Source organism: Pseudomonas sp. LJDD11 (assembly GCF_024584215.1).
Classification (GTDB): domain Bacteria; phylum Pseudomonadota; class Gammaproteobacteria; order Pseudomonadales; family Pseudomonadaceae; genus Aquipseudomonas.
The window spans coordinates 398740-419737 of the sequence record NZ_JANJFL010000001.1 but is presented as its reverse complement, the minus strand read 5'-3'; the positions used below and the strand labels follow the sequence as shown (position 1 = coordinate 419737).

Genomic DNA, 20998 nt, shown 5'->3' with positions numbered 1-20998 from the left:
CAAGGCATAAGAAGCTTCGCGTAGGAGCAGCTTTAGCTGCGAAGCCTTTCGCGGCTAAAGCGGATCGCCGCCCGACCGCGCCTACGGGATAAAGACTCCCTCTTCAGACGTAACGATGACTGCAATCAACCCGCCCTACCGCACCACCCTCCTGGCCTGCGCCAGCTTGCTGGCGCTGGTCACCCTCGCCAGCCTGTTGTTCGGCGCGGGCGACACCAACCCGGCATCGGCCTTGCGAACCTTGCTTGGCCAGGGCAGCGCAGAGGACCGTTTCGTGGTCTTCGAACTGCGCTGGCCACGCACCCTGCTCGGCCTGTTGGTCGGCGCAGCGCTGGGCGCGGCCGGGATCGTCTTGCAAGCCACCACCCGCAACCCGCTGGCCGAGCCGGGTCTGCTCGGCGTCAGTGCCGGGGCGTCGCTGGCGGTGGTGCTGGCGGTGGCCTGGGGCGCCAGCTCGGCGACGGTCAATCTGGGCGTGGCGGTCACAGGTGCACTGGTCGGCTGCCTGCTGGTGCTGCTGGTCAGCCGGGTCGCCACGCTGGGCAATGACCCGGTGCGGCTGGTGCTGGCCGGGGCGGCGTTCAGCAGCCTGCTGAGTGCCTTGACCGCGTTGATTCTGCTGCACGACCAACGCAGCGCCGATGAAATCCGTTTCTGGATCATCGGCGCCCTGGCCGGTCGCTCGGCCGATACGCTGCTGTGGAGCGTGCCGGGGGTGATCGCCGGGCTGTTGTTGCTGCTGCCGCTGATCCGCCCGCTGGCCAGCCTGGCACTGGGGGAACGCATGGCCAGCGGGCTCGGCCATCATCCGCAGCGGGTACGCTTCTGGGCGTTGATCGCCGTGGCGCTGTTGGTCGGCACTGCCACCTCGGCGGCCGGGCCGATCGGCTTCATTGGCCTGATTGTGCCCTTCGTGGCGCGGCGTCTGGTCGGCCCGGACATCCGTCGCAGCCTGTTGCCTTCGCTATTGCTCGGCCCTTGTGTGCTGATTCTGGCCGACATCCTGTCGCGCCTGAGCGTACGCCCTTACGAACTGCCGATCGGGGTCATTACCGCCTTTATCGGCGCACCGATCCTGATTGCCGTGGTGCGTGGTCAGAGGATTCCCCGCCTATGAACCTGCCACCGCTTGCCGGCTACTGGCTGATCCGCACGGGTCGTTACTCGCTGCTGTTGCCCAAGCGCGCCACCGCCGCCACCTGCGGCCTGACGCTGGCGTTGCTGGTGGTTTGCGCGGTCAGCCTGGCCAGCGGCGCTGCCGGGCTCAGCCCGTGGGGCGCCGGGTTGGCACTGTTCGGCCAGGGCGACACCCTGAATGTGTTCCTGATCCGCGAGCTGCGCCTGGAGCGCCTGCTCGCCGGGTTGCTGAGTGGCGCAGCACTGGGCGCGGCCGGCTGCCTGCTGCAAACCCTGGCGCGTAACCGCTTGGCCACCCCCGGCGTGATCGGCATCGACGACGGCGCAACCGCCTTCGCCGTGGCATCGATTGTCGCTATCCCTACCAGCCTGGCCCCTTCGGGGTTGGCGCTGATCGGTGCACTGACCGCCGCCGCCCTGGCATTCGGGCTAGGCGGCAGCGGCTCGCGTGGCTATCGCTTTATCGTGGTCGGCATTGGCGTTGGCGCGGTGTTCGGCGCGCTGACCAACCTGATGCTGGCGCGCACCGACATCGACAGCGCCAACCTCGCCTACCCCTGGACCGTCGGCACCCTCAGCGCCCGGCCTTGGCTGGCGGTCCAGAGCCTGGGCATCGGCCTGTTGCTGGCGCTGCCCTGCTGCCTGGCCCTGACCCGTGCGCTGGCGACCCTGCGTTTCAACGACCAAGTGGCACAAGGGCTCGGCATCGCGCTGCGACGGGTGCGGATCATGATCCTCGCCCTGACCGTTTTGCTCACCGGGCTGGCAGTCGCGGTGGTCGGCCCGGTTGGCCTGATAGCCCTGGCCGCACCGGAACTGGCCCGTTACCTGTCGGGCCATCGCGGCGTGCCGCTAGTCAATGCCGCACTGGCCGGCGCGCTGTTGATGGTCTGTGCCGACTGGAGCGGACGCACCCTGCTGGCACCGCTGGAAATTCCCGTGGGCATCGTCACCGCCATCGTTGGCGGCCCTTATCTGCTGTGGATCCTGATCCGCCAACCCGCACGGAGTACCCCATGAGCCTCAACCCTGCGCTACTGCACAGCGATGCCCCGGTTGCCGACCTGCAAGCCCGGGAGCTGAGCCTGGACTACGCCCGCACGCGGATCATTGAAGGGCTGTCGTTGCGCGTGCCGCAGCAGCAGGTCACCGCGATTGTCGGCCCCAACGGTTGCGGCAAGTCGACCTTGCTGGCCGGGCTCAGCCGTCTGCACAAGCCCAGTGCCGGTGCGGTGCTGCTCGATGGCAAAGCCATCAGCGAGCTGCCGACCCGCACTGTGGCCCGGCGTCTGGCACTGTTGCCCCAGGACGCCAGCGCCCCGGATGGCCTGACCGTCCATGAACTGGTGCGCTTCGGCCGTCAGCCGCATCAAGGTATGCTCAGTCAGTGGTCGGAGCAGGACCGGCTGATCGTCGATGCGGCGATTGCCGCCGCCGACCTGAGCGCGCTGGAGCACCGACCACTGGAGTCGATGTCCGGCGGCCAGCGCCAGCGCGCCTGGATCGCCATGGCTATCGCCCAGGCCACGCCGCTGTTGCTGCTCGACGAACCCACCTCGGCCCTGGACCTCGGCCATCAGATCGAGGTGTTCGAGCTGATTGGCGCTCTGGCCAAAGCAGGCAAGACCATCGTCATGGTGGTTCACGACCTGTCCAGCGCCTGTCGTTATGCCGATTATCTGGTGGCGATGCAGGACGGCCGCATCGTGGCCGAAGGGGCGCCGGCCGAGGTGGTCACCGGCGATCTGGTCGAGCAATTGTACGGGGTCAAATGCGAGTTGCTGCGCGATCCGCATAGCGGTACGCCGATCATTGCTGGCGTGCAGCGCATTAGAACTGTCGGTTAGGTGCAGAGCAGAAAATGTTGCAAGGATGTTACACAGTCGCGTGTTAGGTTTCCTTCACAGTCACTTTTTTCAGGATGAATATGAAACCGACGCTCCTGGCTCTGACCCTCACGACCCTGCTCGCACCGTCTGTTACCCACGCGGCCAACCATCCCGTCACGATCAGCGACCAGCAATACACCGAGGTGCTGGCGGGCGACTGGCGCTCGAAAGACAACAGTGCCAGGGATGTCTATCGTCACCCCAAGGAGACTCTGCAATTCTTCGGCTTGCAGGCCAACCAGACGGTGATCGAGATCAGCCCAGGTGGCGGCTGGTACAGCGAGATCATCTCGCCGCTGGTCAAGGATCACGGGCATTACATCGCTGCGGTGCAGGATCCGGCCTCCGGCGAGTATTACCAGAAGGCGGCAGAGCGGATCAAAGCCCGGTTCAAGGATGACCCAAAGCGATTTGCCAATGCCCAGGTGGTGGCGTTCGATCCCAAGGCGCCGGTATTCGGCCCGGCGGCTTCGGCAGACCGGGTGCTGACGTTCCGCAATGTGCATAACTGGACCGACGCGAACACCGCCGAGGCGACGTTTGCGGCGTTTTTCAAGGTGCTCAAGCCCGGTGGTGTTTTGGGTGTGGAGGATCATCGAGCCAAGGATGGGACGGATCTGGCGAGCAATAAGCAGACCGGTTATCTGCCGACTGATTACGTGGTGAAGCTGGCGCTGGATGCGGGGTTCAAGCTGGCTGACAAGAGTGAGGTCAATGCCAATCCCAAGGACACCAAGGACTACCCGGCCGGGGTCTGGAGCCTGCCGCCGACCTATAAGCTCGGCGAGCAGGACAAGGCGAAATATGCGGCGATTGGGGAGTCGGATCGGTTCACTTTGAAGTTTGTGAAGCCGTAGGAGCGGTTTTAACCGCGAAGGCCTTTCGCTTTATGCAAGGGTCTTTGCCGCGGTTGTCTGGGCTGCGGGTTTCGCCCCGACGGGCGAGTTACTTTGGTTTCGCCCAAAGTAACCAAAGGCATTGCTCCTGGCTTGGGTCCGCCCTGCGGGCGAACTTCCCTCCGTCCGGCATCGATTCGGGGGCCGGCGCGATGGGCATCCCTGCCCAGCGCACCTGAAACTGGCTTCCCTGCCAGTTTCTCCCCCGAATCGCCGCCTACCTTCGGCCAGCGCCCAAGTCGCGATTTGCGTCGTCTGTGCCATCTCGGTACGAAGAGCAAGAACAGAGCAACAGCAGCCAGCCAGCCAACAGTGTGGGTCAGGCTGACGCCTTACTGATTAGACCGGCAATCACTCATCGCCTGGTAGCGCACGGCTTTGAGTGTGCCTTGGGTGTCTTCGTAGACCATCAGGCGCGAGACGACATCGCAGGTTTTGCCCAGCGGGCTCTGGAATTTGACCTGGGCAACATCCAGTGGCATGCCGTAGCGATACTCTTCGATCTGCGGTGCAGGCTGGCCGGCTTTGTCGGCGTATTGCTGTACGGTCTCGCGCCAGGCCTGGGCGGTTTTTTCCGAAAAGGTGTGGTTGGGGCTGTAGGCCTGGGCGGCCAGTGGCAGGGTCAGAACGAGGCCGGCGAAAAGCATCTTGAACATACGCATGGTGGTTCTCCGTCAAAAGATGGCCTCAGGTTAACGAGGCGCGGATTAACCGGGCATTACCTGCGCATTACCATTTCGTCATCTGCAACTGCCTGACAGATAAACAAAAAACCCGCCATCTCACTAGGGGCTGTTGACGTTTCATCACAACCGCGCCGAGGTCTGTTTTGTCGGCCTGCATAGGCTTCACTCTGTTGAAGTGTGTGTGACAAAACAGCCACGGCCCTGCGGGTTGCGCCCCAAATCGCGCCATGCTTCGTTGAAGGACTTGAAAAGGGAGCGACCATTTCCTGCGTCCTTCGCCTCGCCTGACACGATTTGGCGCTGCAACGCGGCCTGCGCTGAAACGTCAACAGCCCCTAGGGCGGGTTGTGTGATTCAGGGTTGCCGGATCAGTCCTGCTCGCGCCGGTGCGCCCACTGGTACAGCGCTGGCAGCACCAGCAGGGTCAGTGCGGTGGATGACAGGATGCCGCCGATCACCACAGTCGCCAGCGGCCGTTGCACTTCCGCGCCAGTGCCGGTGGCAAGTGCCATGGGGATGAAGCCCAACGACGCTACCAGGGCGGTCATCAATACCGGACGCAAGCGGGTCAAGGCGCCTTCGTTGATCGCATCGGCCAGTGAACGGCCTTCTTCGCGCAGGTTGCGGATGAACGAGATCATCACCAGACCGTTGAGTACCGCCACGCCCGACAAGGCGATAAAGCCCACCCCGGCCGAGATCGACAGCGGGATGTCGCGCAGCCACAGCGCCAGCACGCCGCCGGTCAACGCGAAGGGAATGCCGGTGAACACCAGCAGGCCGTCCTTGAGGTTGTTGAAGATCATGAACAACAGGGTCAGCACCAGCAGCAAGGCGATCGGCACCACGATCTGCAAACGCTGCGCCGCCGATTGCAGTTGCTCGAATTGCCCACCCCAGGTGGTCCAGTAACCGGCCGGAATCCGTACCTGCTCTTGCAAGGTCTGCCCCGCCTCAGCAACAAATGAGCCCAGGTCACGCCCACGCACGTTGGCGCTGACCACCACCACCCGCTTGCCGTTTTCCCGGCTGATCTGGTTCGGCCCCAGTTCCAGATCCAGGCTGGCGACCTGGGCCAGGGTGATGAAGCCGATCTGCTGCCCGGCAGCACCCGCTCCAGCGATGCCTGGCACCGGTATCAGCAGACTGGCCAAGGCGTCGAGGTCTGTGCGCAGGTTTTCCGGCAGACGCACCACCATGTCGAAGCGGCGGTCGCCTTCGTACAAGGTGCCGGCCTCACGACCACCGACGGCAATCGCGATCGCGTCCTGCACATCACCGATATTGAGGCCGTAGCGCGCGGTCTTGTTGCGGTCGATGTTAATGGTCAGGATCGGCAGGCCGGTGGTCTGTTCGACTTTCACCTCGGAGGCGCCTGGCACGTTCTGCAGGCTGGCGGCGATTTGTGCAGCGGTCTGGTTAAGCACCTGCATGTCGTCGCCAAACACCTTGACCGCCACATCGCTGCGTACCCCGGAAATCAGCTCGTTGAAGCGCAACTGGATCGGCTGCGACAGTTCATAGTTGCTGCCCGGCACGCCGGCCGCTGCCGCTTGCAGTTCGGCAATCAGGGTTTCACGGGGCTTGTCCGGGTCCGGCCATTCACTGCGGTCTTTGAGCATCACGTAGCTGTCAGAAATGTTCGGCGGCATCGGGTCGGCGGCGATTTCGGCGGTGCCGGTCCGGGCGAAGACCCGCTCGACTTCCGGCATTTTTTCCATCACGGCCTTTTCCAGACGCTGCTGCATGTCGACCGACTGGCTGAGGCTGGTGCCCGGCACCCGCAACGCCTGCAAGGCAAAGTCGCCTTCACTCAGGCTGGGAATGAACTCGCTGCCCATGCGGCTGGCGGTAAAGCCGGACAACACCACCAACAGCACCGCCACGGCAAAGGCAGCCGCGCGATGACCAAGCACCCAGCGCAATACCGGGGCATAGCCCTGACGCGCCTTGCGCATCACCAACCCCTCTTCTTCCTTGACCTTGCCGGTGACGAACATGGCAATGGCCGCTGGCACGAAGGTCACCGACAGGATCATCGCGCCAAGCAGGGCGATCACCACGGTAAAGGCCATCGGGTGGAACATCTTGCCCTCGACCCCGGTGAGGGCAAAGATCGGCAGGTACACCACCATGATGATCAACTGACCAAAAATCAGCGGGCGGCGCGCCTCTTTCGCGGCGGCAAACACTTCATGGAAGCGCTCGCTGCGGGTCAGCAGGCGACCATGTTTGTGTTGCGCATGGGCCAGACGGCGGATCGAGTTCTCGACGATCACTACGGCGCCGTCGACGATGATGCCGAAGTCCAGCGCGCCCAGGCTCATCAGGTTGGCGCTGACCCGGTTGCTGAACATCCCGGTGAAAGTGAACAGCATCGACAACGGAATCACCATGGCGGTGATCAACGCGGCGCGGATATTACCGAGAAACAGAAACAGAATGACGATGACCAGGATCGCCCCTTCGATCAGGTTCTTCTTCACCGTGGCAATGGCCTTTTCGACCAGGTTGGTGCGGTCGTAGACAGTCACCGCCACCACGCCCTCAGGCAGGTTACGGTTGATCTCTGCCAGCTTTGCCGCCACGGCCTGCGAGACCGTGCGGCTATTCTCGCCGATCAGCATGAACACGGTGCCCAGCACCACTTCGCGGCCATTCTCGGTGGCGGCACCAGAGCGCAGCTCTTTGCCGATCATTACCTCAGCCACATCACTGACCCGCACCGGCGTGCCCTGGGCGCTGGTCACCACGACGTTGGCGATGTCTTGCAGGCTGCCCAACTGGCCGGGCGCACGAATCAGCAATTGCTCGCCGCCACGCTCCACATAACCGGCGCCAACGTTAGCGTTGTTGCGCTCAAGCGCAGTCAGCAGGTCAGCCAGGGTCAATTTGTAGGCCGCCAGCTTGCGCGGGTCCGGAGCGATCTGGAACTGCCGGGCGAAGCCGCCGATGGTATTGATCTCTGCCACCCCTGGCACATTGCGCAGTTGCGGCTTGATGATCCAGTCCTGGATCACCCGCAGGTCGGTGGGGGTATAGGCGGTGCCGTCTTCCTTGAGCGCACCGGGTTTGCTTTCCACCGTCCACAGGAAGATCTCCCCAAGCCCGGTGGACACCGGGCCCATGATCGCATCGGTCCCGGCCGGCAATTGCTGACGGGCATTCTGCAAGCGCTCGCTGACCCACTGGCGGGCGGCGAACAGGTCAGTGCCCTCTTTGAAAATCACCGTGACTTGCGACAGCCCCGAGCGCGACAGCGAACGGGTCTGCTGCAGGCCGGGCAGACCGGCCATTGCGGTTTCGATGGCAAAGGTGATGCGCTGCTCGGTTTCCAGTGGCGAAAAGCCCGGTGCAGCGGTGTTGATCTGCACCTGGACGTTGGTAATGTCCGGGACCGCGTCGATGGGCAGCTTCTGATAGCTGACGATCCCCAGACCGGCCATGAGCAAGACAGCGAGCATCACCACGATGCGCTGCTCGATAGCGAATTGAATCAGGCGTTCAAACATGCGGATTTACTCATGGCCTGTTAGTGAGAGTGCTCGGCCGAGCCTTTGCCCAGCTCCGACTTCAAGACGAAACTGCCGGCAGCGGCGATCTGCGCACCGGCCTGCAAGCCACCGAGGACCTCCACATGGCCGTTGGCACGGCGCCCGGTCATTACCGGCTGGGCCTTGAAGCCCTCGGCATTGCGCAGGAACACCACGGTATTGTTTTCAACGGTCTGCAAGGCGGCCTCCGGCACGCTCAACGCCGCCTGACCGTCAGCCGTCGCCACCTCGATGTTGACCAGCAGTCCGGGGCGCCAGGCGCCTTGCGGGTTGGCCAGGGTCACCCGCACCTGGGCGGTGCGGCTCAGTTCACCGAGCAGGTTGCCGACATAACCGACCTTGCCCTGCACCTGGGCATTGAGGTCTGGCGCGGTGACCACCACCTCACGACCGATCATGACCTTGTCCAGGTCCTTGGCCGTGACACCAAACGTGGCCCAGACCCGCGACAGGTCCGACAACGTGAAGGCATTGCTGGCCTCGTTGACCACCTCACCGATGCTCAGGTGCTTCTCGACGATCATCGCGTCGAACGGGGCAACCAGTTCATAGCGGTTGCCGCCATCAGGGCTCAGCCCGGCGCCGATGACCGAGAGTTTCTGCCGGGCATTGGCGACATTGATCTGCGCCTCCTGATAGGCCTGACGGGCCAGTTGGTAGTCCTGTTCGGCAGAGATCTTGTCCTGCCAGAGGGTCTTTTCCCGCTGTAATGTGCTGCCGGCGGTTTCCAGGCGGCGCTGGGCAGCGCTCAGCTCACTGCGTTGGTCTGCGATCTGCGGGCTGGAGATCACTGCCAGCACTTGGCCTTTTTTGACTTGCTGGCCCAATTCGACCATCACTCGCTCTACCACCCCGCTGACCCGCGGCACGATGTGCGCGGTGCGGTCCTCATCAAACCGGATCTCGCCGGGAAAGCTGGCCGACAGGTTCAGCGGCCGGGTTGTGGCGACCGCCAGCTCGATGCCGGCGGCGCGAATCTGCTCGGCGGATAACTCGACCTGCCCTTGCTCTTCTTCGTGGCCGTGCTCATCAGCGCCTTGCTCTGCATTGCCATGTTCATCGGCCCCATGCGCCTGTTCATCCTTGTGCCCGTCATCGTCCTTGTGTCCCTCTTGCCGGGCATGAGCCTGCCCGTCAGGTTTGGGGGCGTCGGCGTTGGCCGGCTCGGGATGGTCATGGTCGTGCGCTTCGTGGCCCGCTGGTGCCGCCTGAGCACTGGCCAGCACTGCGCCGCGTTCGTCGTTCAGGGTCAGACTGCCGATGCCGCCCAGGGCGACCAGCGCCACCGCAATGGCCAGGCTGCGTTTGTTGTTCATGAAAGCTCCTGCAAGGTCATGGCCTGCACTGCGCGCGCGGCGCAAGCCGGAATCGGATCAGAGGGGGTTGGCGCCGTAGATGCGCTCGATGGCGGCGCGGGCCTCACTGCCGGCGGCCAGGGCTTGGAGGTAACGGCCACGGGCGTCGATCAGGGTGCGTTGGGCATCGAGCACGTCGATGAAGCCGAACTTGCCCATTTCAAAACCGCGGGTGGCCGTGTCCACGGCTTGCTGCGCGGCAGGCAGGATGATGCGGCTGAACGACTCCACTTCACTGCTGGCGGTGCTCCACTGCTCCAGGGCCGAACGGGTGCGGGTGCGCAGGTCCAGCTCAACGGCGTTGCGCAGATCGCGGGCCTGATCGGCGCGCCGGGATGCGGCCAGTACGTTGCCCTGGTTGCGATCGAACAGCGGCAACGGCATCGACATGCCAACCACATTGACCCGCTCGCGGTCTTCACGGCTGTACTGGCTGCCGACACTGACGGTCAGGTTGGGAACCCGCTGGGCACGCGCCGAACCGAGCATGGCTTCACGCTGCTGGATCTGCGCCTCGGCCAGGCGCAAGGCGGGGGCCTGCTCAAGCCGGTCGAACAATGCTGCCGCTGTCGGCGCCTGGCCGGGTGCCAGATCGGCGCTGTGCAGGCTGTCGAACTCACCCTCCTGCGTCCCGATAACCCTGGCTAGCTGGCGCAGGCTGTCGGCCTGGGCGGTGCGGGCCTTGCGCAGTTGCAGTTCGGTTTCGGCCAGTTGCACCTGGGCGCGGGTTGCCTCGACCGGCGACACTTGGCCGGCCCGTACCCGGCCGTCAGCCACCCGCAAACCACGCTCGGCCAGTTGCAGCGACTGACCGGCCAGTTCGACGGCGGTGTGCGCCCGCGCCGCGGCATGGAAAGCCAGCAGCACATCGGCGCGCAGCTCCAGGCTGCGCCGCTCCAGTTCCAGGCGCGCCGCGTCCTGGCCGCGTTCGGCTACATCGATGCGCGCACCACGCTTGCCCCCCAGCTCCAGCGCCTGGCTGAGCATCACCGTGGTGGTGCGGGTGTCGCGGCGGGTGTCTTCTGCCTCCCAGGACAGCTCGGGATTGGGCAACAGGCCAGCCTGACGCCGCTCGCCTTCGGCGATACCGATGTCCTGGCGGACTGCGGCAAGCTCCGGATTGCGCGCAAAGGCGGCATCGATTGCGGCCGCCAGGGTCAACGGCGCCGCATGCAGATGACTGGCCGGCAACAGCAGGGCACACAGCACCCCGGCGCGAATCATCAGTCGATATGGTTTACGATCCCCAGACACTTGACACCCCCGACGCAACACAAAAACAGCCCCGAAAGGGGCCGAAAAAGGAATGCGGGGGACTGTAGAAAAGCGGCGTTATCGACAAGATTGCCGGAAAATTACAATTCTGTTATCCGGCCGAAATGGCCAGCGATCTGTATTACAGTGCGGCAGCTTTTTACCCTGCGCTGAGCTTCCCGGCTCAAGCCGGTCCTACGAGGAACCTATTCGATGCGTATCCTGGTTGTCGACGACGAACCCAAAACCGCTGAATACATGCATCAGGGCCTGACCGAAAGCGGTTACGTGGTGGACGTCGCCGGCACCGGCATCGATGGCCTGCATCTGGCGCGTACCCAGGATTACGAGCTGATCATCCTCGACGTCAACCTGCCGCAGCTCGAAGGCTGGGAAGTGCTGGCAGCGATTCGTGCCAGCAGCCATACCCGGGTGATGATGGTCACCGCCCGCGGGCGCCTCGAAGACCGGGTCAAAGGCCTGGACATGGGCGCCGACGATTATCTGGTCAAGCCCTTCGAGTTTCCCGAGCTGCTCGCCCGGGTGCGGACCCTGCTGCGACGCAGCGATCAACCCGGCCTGCCCAGTGTATTGCGCATCGCCGATCTGGAACTGGACCATGGCCGGCACCGGGCATTTCGCGGCAACCGACGCATTGACCTGACCACCAAGGAATTCGCCCTGCTGCACCTGCTGATGCGCCACAGCGGCGAAGTGTTGTCGCGCACGCGGATCATCTCTCAGGTCTGGGACATGAATTTCGACTGCGACACCAACGTGGTGGAGGTCTCGATCCGCCGCCTGCGGGCCAAGATCGACGACCCCTTTGACTGCAAGCTGATCCACACCCTGCGCGGCGTGGGTTATGTGCTGGAAGCCCGGCAATGACCCTGGCACGCCCCACCATGCGGCTTTCCATGCGCCTGGGTCTGACCGTCAGCGCCCTGTGTGCGTTGCTGGTGCTGGGCATGGCGACGTTTTCCTGCCTGACCATTTCCCGGCAACTGGACATTCGTGCGCAGAACGAACTGACCGACAAGCTGCGCCAGATCCGGCACAGCCTGACCGAGAGTTCCTGGTCGGGCAATGACCGATCGCTGAACTCGCACAACCTGCGCGACCAGATTGTCGGCCATGACAATTTCACCCTGACCCTGCTCGACGCCAGCGTACCGCGTCGGCGCCTGCTGGTGATCGGCAAGGATGAAGGTGCGCCGCTACCGGAGTCGTTGTTCAATGACCAGGCGCAGGATTTTCAAGCGTTGCGCAGCGACACCGGCCATGGGCTGCTGGTCGCCGCCAGCCCGATGCAGTTGCGCAGCGGCCAGCAGGTGCTGGCCGTGCTGACACTGGACCGTAAGGATGACGACGAACTGCTGCGCGCCTACGTGCAATCGACCCTGATCGCCTTGCCAGTGATATTTTTGCTGGTCGGCGGGGGTGCCTGGTGGGTGGTGCGCCGCTCGCTGCGCCCGCTCAAGGCCTTTGGCAAAGTCGCTGCCCAGGTCTCGGCACGCGACCTGTCGCAGCGCCTGACCAGCAGCGGCTTACCTGATGAGCTTCAGGGACTGGCCCGGGCGATCAACGTAATGCTCCAGCGTCTGGATGACGACATCAGCCAGCTGGCGCAGTTTTCCGACGATTTGGCTCACGAACTGCGCTCGCCGATCAATAACCTGATGGGCAAGGCGCAAGTCACGCTGTCTCGCGAACGTCCTGCAGAAGACTACAAACAGGCGCTGGAGTCATGCACCGAAGAACTCGAACGCCTGTCGCGCATGGTCAGCCAGATGCTGTTTCTGGCCAGCATCAACCAACCCGTTGCAGCGCTGGCAACTGACCCGGTCAACCTGCGCGAAGAAGCCGACAAAGTCGTCGAGCTGTTCGAGCTGACCGCCGAAGAACGCGATATCAAGCTGCAGGTCAACGGCACTGCCTGTACTCGGGGCGACCGGCTGATGATCCAGCGGGCAATCTCCAACCTGCTGTCCAACGCTATCCGCCATGCGCCGCCAGGAACCCGGGTAACGTTGCTGTTGTCGGTGCACAGCGAACAGGCCAGCCTCGCCATCAGTAACGCCGGTGAAGGGATTGCCGCCGAACACCTGCCACGCTTGTTCGACCGTTTCTACCGGGTTCACGCCAGCCGCGCCCGCCACCAGGGCGGTACCGGCCTGGGGCTGGCCATCGTGCGCTCGATCATGCAGATCCACGAAGGTGAGGTGACGGTGACCAGTGAACCGGGCGGCCTGACCACCTTCAGCCTGATTTTCCCCCATGGCGCTGCGCGCCTGAATTCAACGACCACCACGGGCAAGACTTATGCAATTGGCGAACCTGACTAAACCGCTGCGCACCCTGCTGCTGACCACCTTCGCCGCCAGCGCGGCCCTGGCTCAGGCTGCACCGACCATCGACGTGCATCGCGACGCCAACTGCGGCTGCTGCAAACAATGGATCAAGCACCTGCAAGACAACGGTTTTAGCGTCAATGATCACGTCGAAACCGATATGGCGGCCGTCAAACAACGCCTCGGGGTCCCCCACGGGCTGGGCTCGTGCCATACCGGTGTGATCGACGGCAAATTCGTCGAAGGCCATGTACCGGCCACACAGATCATCGACCTGAACAAACGCCCGGAACTGCTCGGCATCGCCGTACCGGGCATGCCCATCGGTTCGCCGGGCATGGAACACGGCGACCGCCAGGACGCCTATCAGGTGATCGGGGTTACGGCGTCAGGTGAGCGGCCGGTGGTGGCAGAGTATCCGGGGCGCTGACCCCTTCAACCGAAGTGCAGGCGCAGATCGTTGAGCGCCGCCAGACTCGCCGCTGCCAGCAACAGCCCTGCGAACGCCAGCGTCGCTTTGCCGGCGAGTCTGAACCAGCCATACCTGCCATTTTCCTTCAGGCAGCTACAGTGGCTGACCCTCATGCCACAACCATTTCTGGGCGGGTCAGCCCGACCGGGCACTACCGCTTTACCGTTGCCACTCGGGGCTACAGTCTGTCCAGCGCCCCGCTTCTACCAACGGACCGCGGAGATGCAGGATGGCCAAGCTGTTCCAGCTCACAGCCGATATCAGACCGAAAACCCTTAAAAGGACCAACCAGAACTTCGTGACTCAACAGGTGTTGACCGAGATCGGCAAGAAGCACGGTGTGCTCAATACCCAGGTCCTGCAACAGAAGCAACTGGGCAAGAGCTTTGCGATGTTCGATGTAAAGTCGATCACCCCTGTCGAACTGGGGCTGGTCAGCAAGAATCTCTACGCTCTTGGCCTGATCGACAAGGTCACTGCCAACCTGATGCTGACCGCAGGCACCAGTCTGGACGCGTACGGTAACCAGACCGCGCCGGATGTGAAGATCAACGCGCTGGATTACTTCGCGGCGCGGATCGACAGCCTCAAAAAGGCCGGCAAGCAGGGCAATGACTATGCCTTTCATGTGGTGCCCGATTACATCGCCACGGTCCATGCCCTGCTCAATCTCGAAGACTTTGCCCGACAACAGCCGGGTGCAGCCAGTGAGCCCCCGAAGAGGAAGTCGTCTTCACGCGGCTGGAACGGCTTCAGCGCAAAGGCGTGAGTCAGTCACCAGCCTGCGATAAGGGCCGCGCCACCTGCTCCAGCGACTTGCGCTCTGCCGCCACGCCCCAGATCGCCTGGACCAGCGCGGCCATGATCATCAGACCGGCGCCGATCAGGTAGCCGACCAGCACATGGCTGCGCTCGCCCGTTTCGATCAGGGCGCCGAACAGGGTCGGGCCGCTGATGCCGCCCAGCCCGGTGCCGAAGGCGTAGAACACGGCAATCGCCAGGGCGCGGATTTCCAGCGGGAAGGTTTCTGCTACGGTGAGGTAGGCCGAACTGGCGGCTGCTGAGGCAAAGAAAAAGATCACCATCCAGGCGATGGTCTGTTCGATCACATCCAGGGCGCCCTGCTCGAACAGGTAACCGCTGACAGCCAGCAAGGCACCGGAAATGAAATAGGTGGCGCTGATCATGATTCGCCGCCCCAGCACGTCGAACAGCCGGCCCAGCAGCAGCGGGCCGCAGAAATTGCCCAGTGCAAACGGCAGCACGTACCAGCCGACCTGCGCCGAGGGTACCTGGTAAAAATCGGTGAGCACCAGCGCGTAAGTGAAGAAGATCGCGTTGTAGAAAAACGCCTGGGCGGTAAGCAGACTCATCCCCACCACCGCTCGTACGCGGTGCACCACAAACAGGCTACTGAACACTTCCTTGAGTGGCGTATGGTCACGCGCCCGCAGGCGCAGCGGCTTGCCCTGCGGCGGCGGCAAAGCGATGCCGCGCTCGTGGTAGCGGCGTTCAATGGTCTCGACAATGCGCCGCGCGGCTTCGGGCTGATTATGAATCAACAGCCAGCGCGGGCTTTCCGGAATCCACAGGCGCATGAACACAATCAACAGCCCCAGTATCGCGCCGATCCCGAAACACAGCCGCCAGCCAGTTTCGCTGCCGACAAAATCAGGGTCGAGCAACACGATCGAACCTGCCGCGCCCAGTGCTGCGCCAATCCAGAAGGTGCCGTTGATGGTCAGGTCGACCCAGCCGCGAAAGCGCGCCGGCGTGAATTCCTGGATGGTCGAATTGATGGCCGTGTATTCGCCGCCGATCCCCGCGCCGGTCAGAAAGCGAAACAACAGAAAGCTCCACAAATTCCAGGCAAATGCCGTGGCTGCGGTGGCGCCGATGTACACAAACAGGGTGATGAAGAATAGCTTGCGCCGGCCCAGGCGGTCGGTGAGCCAGCCAAAAAACAACGCCCCAAGCACCGCACCGGCAATGTACACAGCCCCCGCCAGGCCAATGTCGGCGTTGCTCATTTGCAGCACGGGGCTGTCTTTCAGGGCGCCGGCCACCGAGCCGGCCAACGTCACCTCCAGCCCATCGAGCAGCCAGGTGATACCCAGAGCCAGCACCAGCAAGCTGTGAAAACGGCTCCAGGGCAACCGGTCCAGGCGCGCCGGCAGGTCCGTCTCGTGGATTAGCGCCTGATTGTGTTCAGACACTCCAGCGCTGCCCTGCCCGTTGCTTCCCTGGCTCATCGGGTAACTCATTGGTGATCGACCTCCACCTGTGATTCACAACCCTTGGCAGGGTTCAGCAAAGGTTCAACGGCTGCGCTCAAGCATCTGTGCGACGCGGCTCGCCAGCAGGTCGAGGCTGAAGGGTTTGCTCAACAGTTGCATGTGCAGGCCGAGAAAATCGCTGCGATTGATCGCGCTTTCGGCGTAACCGGTGAGAAACAGCACGGGCAATCGGGCATGCAACTGCTGGATGATTTCCGCCAGTTGCCGGCCATTCATGCCCGGCAGGCCAACGTCAGTGATCAGCAGGTCCAGCGCCGTCATGCTGTCGAGCAGGCGCAAGGCCTCCTCAGCATGCTGCGCGACCACCACCTGATAACCCAGCTCCTGCAAAACTTCCTGATTGATCAGGCGCACCGAGTCGTCGTCTTCGACCAGCAGAATGGTCTGGCCATGGCCAGGCACCGCCACGCTGCTCAGTACCTCGCTTTGCGGTTCATGATTGGGGCATTGCGGCAGACTTATCGTTACCCGGGTGCCCTGGCCCTCGTGACTGTCGATGACCAGCCGACCACGGCTCTGGGTGGCGAAGCCGTAGACCATCGACAGCCCCAGCCCGGTGCCCTGACCGATGGGTTTGGTGGTGAAAAACGGCTCCAGTACTTTGTCGAGCAAGCGCTTGGGGATGCCCACGCCGGTGTCGCTTATTTCAATGCGCACCTCACCCTCGGACAGTTGGGTCGCGATGCTTAACAGGCCACCGTGGGGCATCGCATCGCGGGCGTTGATCACCAGGTTGAGCACGGCATTTTCCAGCTGGTTGGCATCGGCCAGCACCCAGGGATCTTCACTGCACAACTGGAAATCGACCCGTGTCTGTTCGGTCAGCATGCCTTGCAGTAATTGCCGCAGGGCGATGATCAGGGCATTGACCTGCAGGGGTTTGGCATCCAGCGATTGCCGCCTGGAGAACGCCAGCAGCCGCTGGGTCAGGGAGGCTGCACGCTGCGCAGAGTCGTAGGCGGCGTCCATGAAGCGCTCGACGCCGTCAATCCGGCCCTTGCCCAGCCGTAGACGAATCAGGTCCAGGGCACTGATGACCCCGGTGAGCATGTTGTTGAAGTCGTGGGCGATACCGCCAGTCAACTGGCCGACCGCTTCCATTTTCAGCGACTGGCGCAGTTGCTCTTCGGCCTTGGCGCGCTCGCCGCTCTCGGCCTTGAGTTGTTCGATGGCGTTGTTGAGCGCCACCGTGCGGGCCTGAACCTGGATTTCCAGTTCATCGTTGAAGCGCCGCAGGGCCAGTTCGGCCTGCTTTTGCGCGTTGATATCGACAATCACCGAGGCCGCACCGATGATCTGCCGCGCCTCGCCATACAGCGGAATGGCGCTGACCCGCATCCACGATTCGCTGCCATCTTCCAGAGTGTGACGAAAATCGATGCCGTTGACCGGCACGCCGCGCAGGGCCTGGGCGCCAGGGAACATCTGCGGTTCGATACGTCGGCCGGCGGCGTCGAAACCCAGCCAACGCACGGCGTTTTTCGCCGAACGTGACGGGATAACGTCATCAGGTACATAGCGGTGATACAGCGGGTTGCGGATCAGGCTCTGGCCTTGCGCGTCCATGAAACAGACCCCGACCGGGATGTTCTCCAGCAGCGTATGCAGGCGCCCACGCTCACCGGCCAGCTCTGCCAGGCGATCACGCATCTGGTATTGCCGCTCGCGGCCGCGCCAGGCGGCGGCCACTACGCTGCGCAGGGTCACCAGGCTCAGCGGACGCTCGATCACCATCGCATTGGCGATCCAGGCCGGCAGATCAAGCAATGTGGCCGATTTGCCAGACGAGAGCAGGATGACCGGAATTTCCGACCAGTCGGGCTGGCCTTGCAGGGCCGCCGCGAGGGCTGCCACATCGCCCTGTAATGCCTGTTCGCTGAGCAACAGCACACCGGTCCCGACACCGATCCGCGCGGCCGCCGCAGCGGCACTGTCGTGCAGCTCCAGCTCATAACGCTCGGCAAACAGCGTGCGCAGGTCGGCTGCCTCGACCGGGTCAGGGGCACAGATCAACAGGCGCGGAGCCTGTCCGGTTTCACAGACCAAGCGAGAGGTCCTCCATGCACTGCACCTCAAAAATCAATGATGCCGCCCTTTTGGCTGGCTATTCGATCAGGAAAAAACCGATTGGTTGAACGCGTACTGAAAATATTTTCAGTTTTTTCTGAAAATTCTTTTCGCTGCACCGTCCTTTGCCTCGCACCAACGACGAGATCAATTCTCATTCAGCAAAACAAGGCTCTCCGGAGCCTGTGGGGACATCGGATGAAACCGACTTATCAGCCAGCCCAGCGTCTGGCCCTGGCGATACGCAAGCACTTTAGCACTGGCGCACTGGGGCTGTGCCTGGCCGTGAGCAGCCAGTACCTGGCAGCCGCACCCGGCCAGGCAGCCCGCGAGCCCATGCTGCAGGCCCGGCACAGCTTCGACATCTCGGTGCAGGAGCTGGCCAGCGCGCTGATCAGCTTCGGTCAACAGAGCGGCTTGCAAGTCACGATGGACCCGGCCCTGTTCGGCCAGCGCTACAGCCAGTCGGTAGTCGGTGAGATGAGCGCCGAACAGGCCCTGCAAAAGCTGCTGCGTGGCAGCGCGATTGGCTGGCGCTTTGAGCACGGTACGCTGGTGTTCAGCCTGGAGCCCAGCGCACGGTTCGATGCGCCCATGGAGCTTAACAGCACCGTGGTACTCGGCACCCCGCAAGACAACGCCTTTCAGGGTGAGACGGTGATCAACCGCAAGGCGATCAAGGCCTTTCCCGGTGCCAACGGCGATATCACCACATTGCTGCGCATGCACCCCAGCGTGCAGTTCAATAATGCCCAGCAAAGCTCCAATGCCCCCGGTGAAATCGACCCGGCCGATATCAGCATCAATGGTGCCAAGTACTACCAGAACAACTTCATGATCGACGGGATCTCGATCAATAACGATCTGGATCCCGGTGAACACAGTTACGGCTCGATCCGCCAATTCGATTCACCGCCCAGCCGCTCCCATGGCATTGCCCTGGACGCTGACCTGCTTGAAGAGGTGCGGGTTTACGACAGCAACGTCCCCGCCGAATATGGCGGTTTCAACGGCGGTGTGATCGATGCCATTACCCGCAAACCGAGCCGTCAACTGCACGGCAAACTCTCGGCCTCGATGACCCGCTCGCAGTGGACCCGTTACCATATCAACGAGGCCGACCGGGAAAATTTCGCCTACTCGACCGACGAGCAGTATCAGCCAGACTTCGAAAAAACCACCGTGCGCGGCACGCTGGAAGGACACCTCACCGATGACTTCGGTGCCATCGTGAACTTCTCGCAAAAGCGCTCGACCATTGGCCTGAACGCCAATGACAACGGCTACAGCAGCAGTACCGCGATGGCCAATCAGGATCAGACCCGGCGCATCGACAACTACCTGATCAAGACTTACTGGAACGTCAGCGACCGGCTGAGCCTCGATACCTCGCTGACCTACGCCCCGCAGGAGAACTATTACTTCTTTGCCAACCGTATCAATGGCGGCTTCGTCAATGAAAGCGGCGGCTGGCAAGGCAGCCTGAAATCGGTCTGGAGCGACGACACCTTCACCTGGACCAACAAGCTGGCGTTGACCAATGTCACCAGCTCGCGCGACTCCGATTCCGATTACTACATCAACTGGTACTACTCGGACGTGAAAAACTGGGGCAACCCCGACAGCAATACCGCCCGCAGTGCCGAAGGCAATTATGGCGATGTCGATCAGACCCAGCGTGGCGCTACCTGGACCTCCAAGGTCGACTGGCAACCGCTGGAGTTCGCCGGGCTGGAGCATCACCTCACGGTGGGCATCGACCTGTCACACCAGACCGCGACCTGGGAGCGTCTCAATGACGCCATGTCCGTCGGCACGCTGATTCGCGATAACGGCACCCGTTGCGACAATAACGATAGCCTGTGCTCGATTGGCCGCCTGATCAACGCAAATACCAGACAGTACGCCACCCGCAGGGTGGATTACAGCGCTGGCAAGATTGAAATCAGCGAAAACAAGTATGCGCTGTTCATGCAAGACACATTCTCGATCGGTGACCTGACCCTGCGCCCCGGTGTGCGCCTGGAAGGTGACGACTACATGGAGAAGAAGACCATTGCACCGCGCTTTTCCGGCGACTACGACATCTTCGGGGACCGCAGCAGCGTGCTGGTATTTGGCGCCAACCGCTATTACGGCCGTAACCTTTACAAGTATCGCCTGGCTGACGGACGCGGCGCCCTGCAAACCAGCTGGGCACGCAACAGCCAGACCGGCACCTGGACAGGTACTCGGTCACAGAACCTGAGCAAATTCTCGACCCTGGATATTCCCTATGACGATGAACTGACGCTGGGTCTTGAACAACGGTGGCTGAACAGCCAGTTCAGCCTCAAATACGTGTATCGCGAGGGTAAAGACAAGATCAACCGGGCCTATGGGCGCGTGCTGGGCGTGCCTGCCGAACCGGGCTATGACACCAACTACTTCAGTTACACCAACGAAGGGTCAAGCAAAAGCGACAACGTGACGCTGACGGTCACGCCCCTTGAAGAGCTCAAATGGCTGGGCAGCAGCACCAGCCTGCAACTGGCCTTGAACTGGCAGCGCACCCGAGATGCCTACGGCAACTACGACGACGCAATTACCGCCGAACTGCTAGATAACGACAAGGTGATGTATGAAGGCCGAGTGATCGACTATATCGATCTGCCGGCCAACAACTTCAACCGGCCGTGGAGTGCGCGCCTGACCGCGATCACCGAAATCCCGCAATTGAACCTGACGTGGAGCAACTTCCTGCGTTACCGGGGGGCCTACGACCAACTGATCGCCACCGGCGACGATGTCACGGTCGACGGGCAAGCGTACCAGCTGTTCGAAACCGCCCGCGTCAAAGCCGCCCCGACCTGGGACATGCGAGTGGACTGGGAGCTGCCTACCGGCAAGGACCAGGCGCTGTTCATGGCGGTGGACATCACCAACGTGACCGACAAGGTCAACCCGATTATCAGCAGCGGGTCGTCCGCCAAGACCACCTATGAAGTCGGCCGCCAATACTGGCTTGAGGTCGGCTACCGCTTCTGATCGCCCGACCCTT

16 protein-coding genes are annotated in these 20998 nt (G+C 62.7%); 9 read left to right on the top strand and 7 right to left on the bottom strand.

The window, feature by feature from the left end:
* Positions 1 to 115: 115 nt before the first annotated feature.
* The 4 genes from NRB16_RS01900 (at position 116) to NRB16_RS01885 (ending at position 3883) form a co-directional block, all read left to right on the top strand.
* On the top strand, positions 116 to 1117 hold the full coding sequence (locus tag NRB16_RS01900; RefSeq protein ID WP_045492385.1) for an iron ABC transporter permease: 1002 nt from the start codon (positions 116 to 118) through the stop codon (positions 1115 to 1117).
* Positions 1114 to 2157, top strand: a complete 1044-nt coding sequence (locus NRB16_RS01895) for an iron chelate uptake ABC transporter family permease subunit (RefSeq protein WP_257105324.1) — start codon at positions 1114 to 1116, stop codon at positions 2155 to 2157. The genes NRB16_RS01900 and NRB16_RS01895 overlap by 4 nt, the downstream gene beginning before the upstream one ends.
* Entirely contained in the window at positions 2154 to 2984 is an 831-nt protein-coding gene (locus tag NRB16_RS01890) for an ABC transporter ATP-binding protein (protein WP_045492389.1), read from the top strand. Before NRB16_RS01895 ends, NRB16_RS01890 begins: the two co-directional genes overlap by 4 nt.
* An 80-nt stretch (positions 2985 to 3064) precedes the next feature.
* A complete protein-coding gene (locus tag NRB16_RS01885; protein WP_045492391.1) occupies positions 3065 to 3883 on the top strand; it encodes a class I SAM-dependent methyltransferase in 819 nt (272 codons plus the stop codon).
* 371 nt (positions 3884 to 4254) lie between these two features.
* On the opposite strand, the gene NRB16_RS01880 is transcribed toward NRB16_RS01885, so the two are convergent.
* From NRB16_RS01880 to NRB16_RS01865, 4 genes are all read right to left on the bottom strand, one after another.
* Positions 4255 to 4584, bottom strand: a complete 330-nt coding sequence (locus NRB16_RS01880; protein WP_257105323.1) for a DUF2790 domain-containing protein — start codon at positions 4582 to 4584, stop codon at positions 4255 to 4257.
* Positions 4585 to 4976: 392 nt separating this feature from the next.
* The gene (locus NRB16_RS01875) at positions 4977 to 8120 is read right to left on the bottom strand and encodes a CusA/CzcA family heavy metal efflux RND transporter (protein WP_257105322.1); all 3144 of its coding nucleotides are present in this window, start codon (positions 8118 to 8120) and stop codon (positions 4977 to 4979) included.
* A gap of 20 nt (positions 8121 to 8140) precedes the next feature.
* Complete coding sequence (locus tag NRB16_RS01870; protein ID WP_253141809.1) at positions 8141 to 9478, bottom strand: efflux RND transporter periplasmic adaptor subunit; 1338 nt, start codon at positions 9476 to 9478, stop codon at positions 8141 to 8143.
* A gap of 57 nt (positions 9479 to 9535) precedes the next feature.
* Entirely contained in the window at positions 9536 to 10738 is a 1203-nt protein-coding gene (locus tag NRB16_RS01865; RefSeq protein ID WP_045494966.1) for a TolC family protein, read from the bottom strand.
* A gap of 246 nt (positions 10739 to 10984) precedes the next feature.
* Between NRB16_RS01865 and NRB16_RS01860 the strand changes: the two genes are divergently transcribed.
* The 3 genes from NRB16_RS01860 to NRB16_RS01850 are packed head-to-tail and all read left to right on the top strand — an operon-like array spanning position 10985 to position 13552.
* The gene (locus NRB16_RS01860; protein WP_045492402.1) at positions 10985 to 11659 is read left to right on the top strand and encodes a heavy metal response regulator transcription factor; all 675 of its coding nucleotides are present in this window, start codon (positions 10985 to 10987) and stop codon (positions 11657 to 11659) included.
* Positions 11656 to 13116 carry a heavy metal sensor histidine kinase gene (locus NRB16_RS01855; protein ID WP_253117962.1) on the top strand — a complete coding sequence of 487 codons (1461 nt, stop codon included), beginning with the start codon at positions 11656 to 11658 and terminating at the stop codon, positions 13114 to 13116. Before NRB16_RS01860 ends, NRB16_RS01855 begins: the two co-directional genes overlap by 4 nt.
* Entirely contained in the window at positions 13094 to 13552 is a 459-nt protein-coding gene (locus NRB16_RS01850; RefSeq protein WP_045492406.1) for a DUF411 domain-containing protein, read from the top strand. Before NRB16_RS01855 ends, NRB16_RS01850 begins: the two co-directional genes overlap by 23 nt.
* 5 nt (positions 13553 to 13557) lie before the next feature.
* Here NRB16_RS01850 and NRB16_RS01845 read toward each other — a convergent pair whose 3' ends face one another.
* Complete coding sequence (locus NRB16_RS01845) at positions 13558 to 13707, bottom strand: hypothetical protein (RefSeq protein ID WP_257105321.1); 150 nt, start codon at positions 13705 to 13707, stop codon at positions 13558 to 13560.
* Positions 13708 to 13823: 116 nt separating this feature from the next.
* Between NRB16_RS01845 and NRB16_RS01840 the strand changes: the two genes are divergently transcribed.
* Positions 13824 to 14363 carry a hypothetical protein gene (locus NRB16_RS01840; RefSeq protein ID WP_257105320.1) on the top strand — a complete coding sequence of 180 codons (540 nt, stop codon included), beginning with the start codon at positions 13824 to 13826 and terminating at the stop codon, positions 14361 to 14363.
* 1 nt (position 14364) lies between these two features.
* On the opposite strand, the gene NRB16_RS01835 is transcribed toward NRB16_RS01840, so the two are convergent.
* Entirely contained in the window at positions 14365 to 15846 is a 1482-nt protein-coding gene (locus tag NRB16_RS01835; protein WP_257105319.1) for an MFS transporter, read from the bottom strand.
* A gap of 66 nt (positions 15847 to 15912) precedes the next feature.
* On the bottom strand, positions 15913 to 17937 hold the full coding sequence (locus tag NRB16_RS01830) for an ATP-binding protein (protein ID WP_257105318.1): 2025 nt from the start codon (positions 17935 to 17937) through the stop codon (positions 15913 to 15915).
* A gap of 219 nt (positions 17938 to 18156) precedes the next feature.
* Here NRB16_RS01830 and NRB16_RS01825 point away from each other — a divergent pair, with 219 nt between their 5' ends.
* Positions 18157 to 20985 carry a TonB-dependent receptor gene (locus tag NRB16_RS01825; RefSeq protein ID WP_257105317.1) on the top strand — a complete coding sequence of 943 codons (2829 nt, stop codon included), beginning with the start codon at positions 18157 to 18159 and terminating at the stop codon, positions 20983 to 20985.
* Positions 20986 to 20998 lie beyond the last annotated feature (13 nt).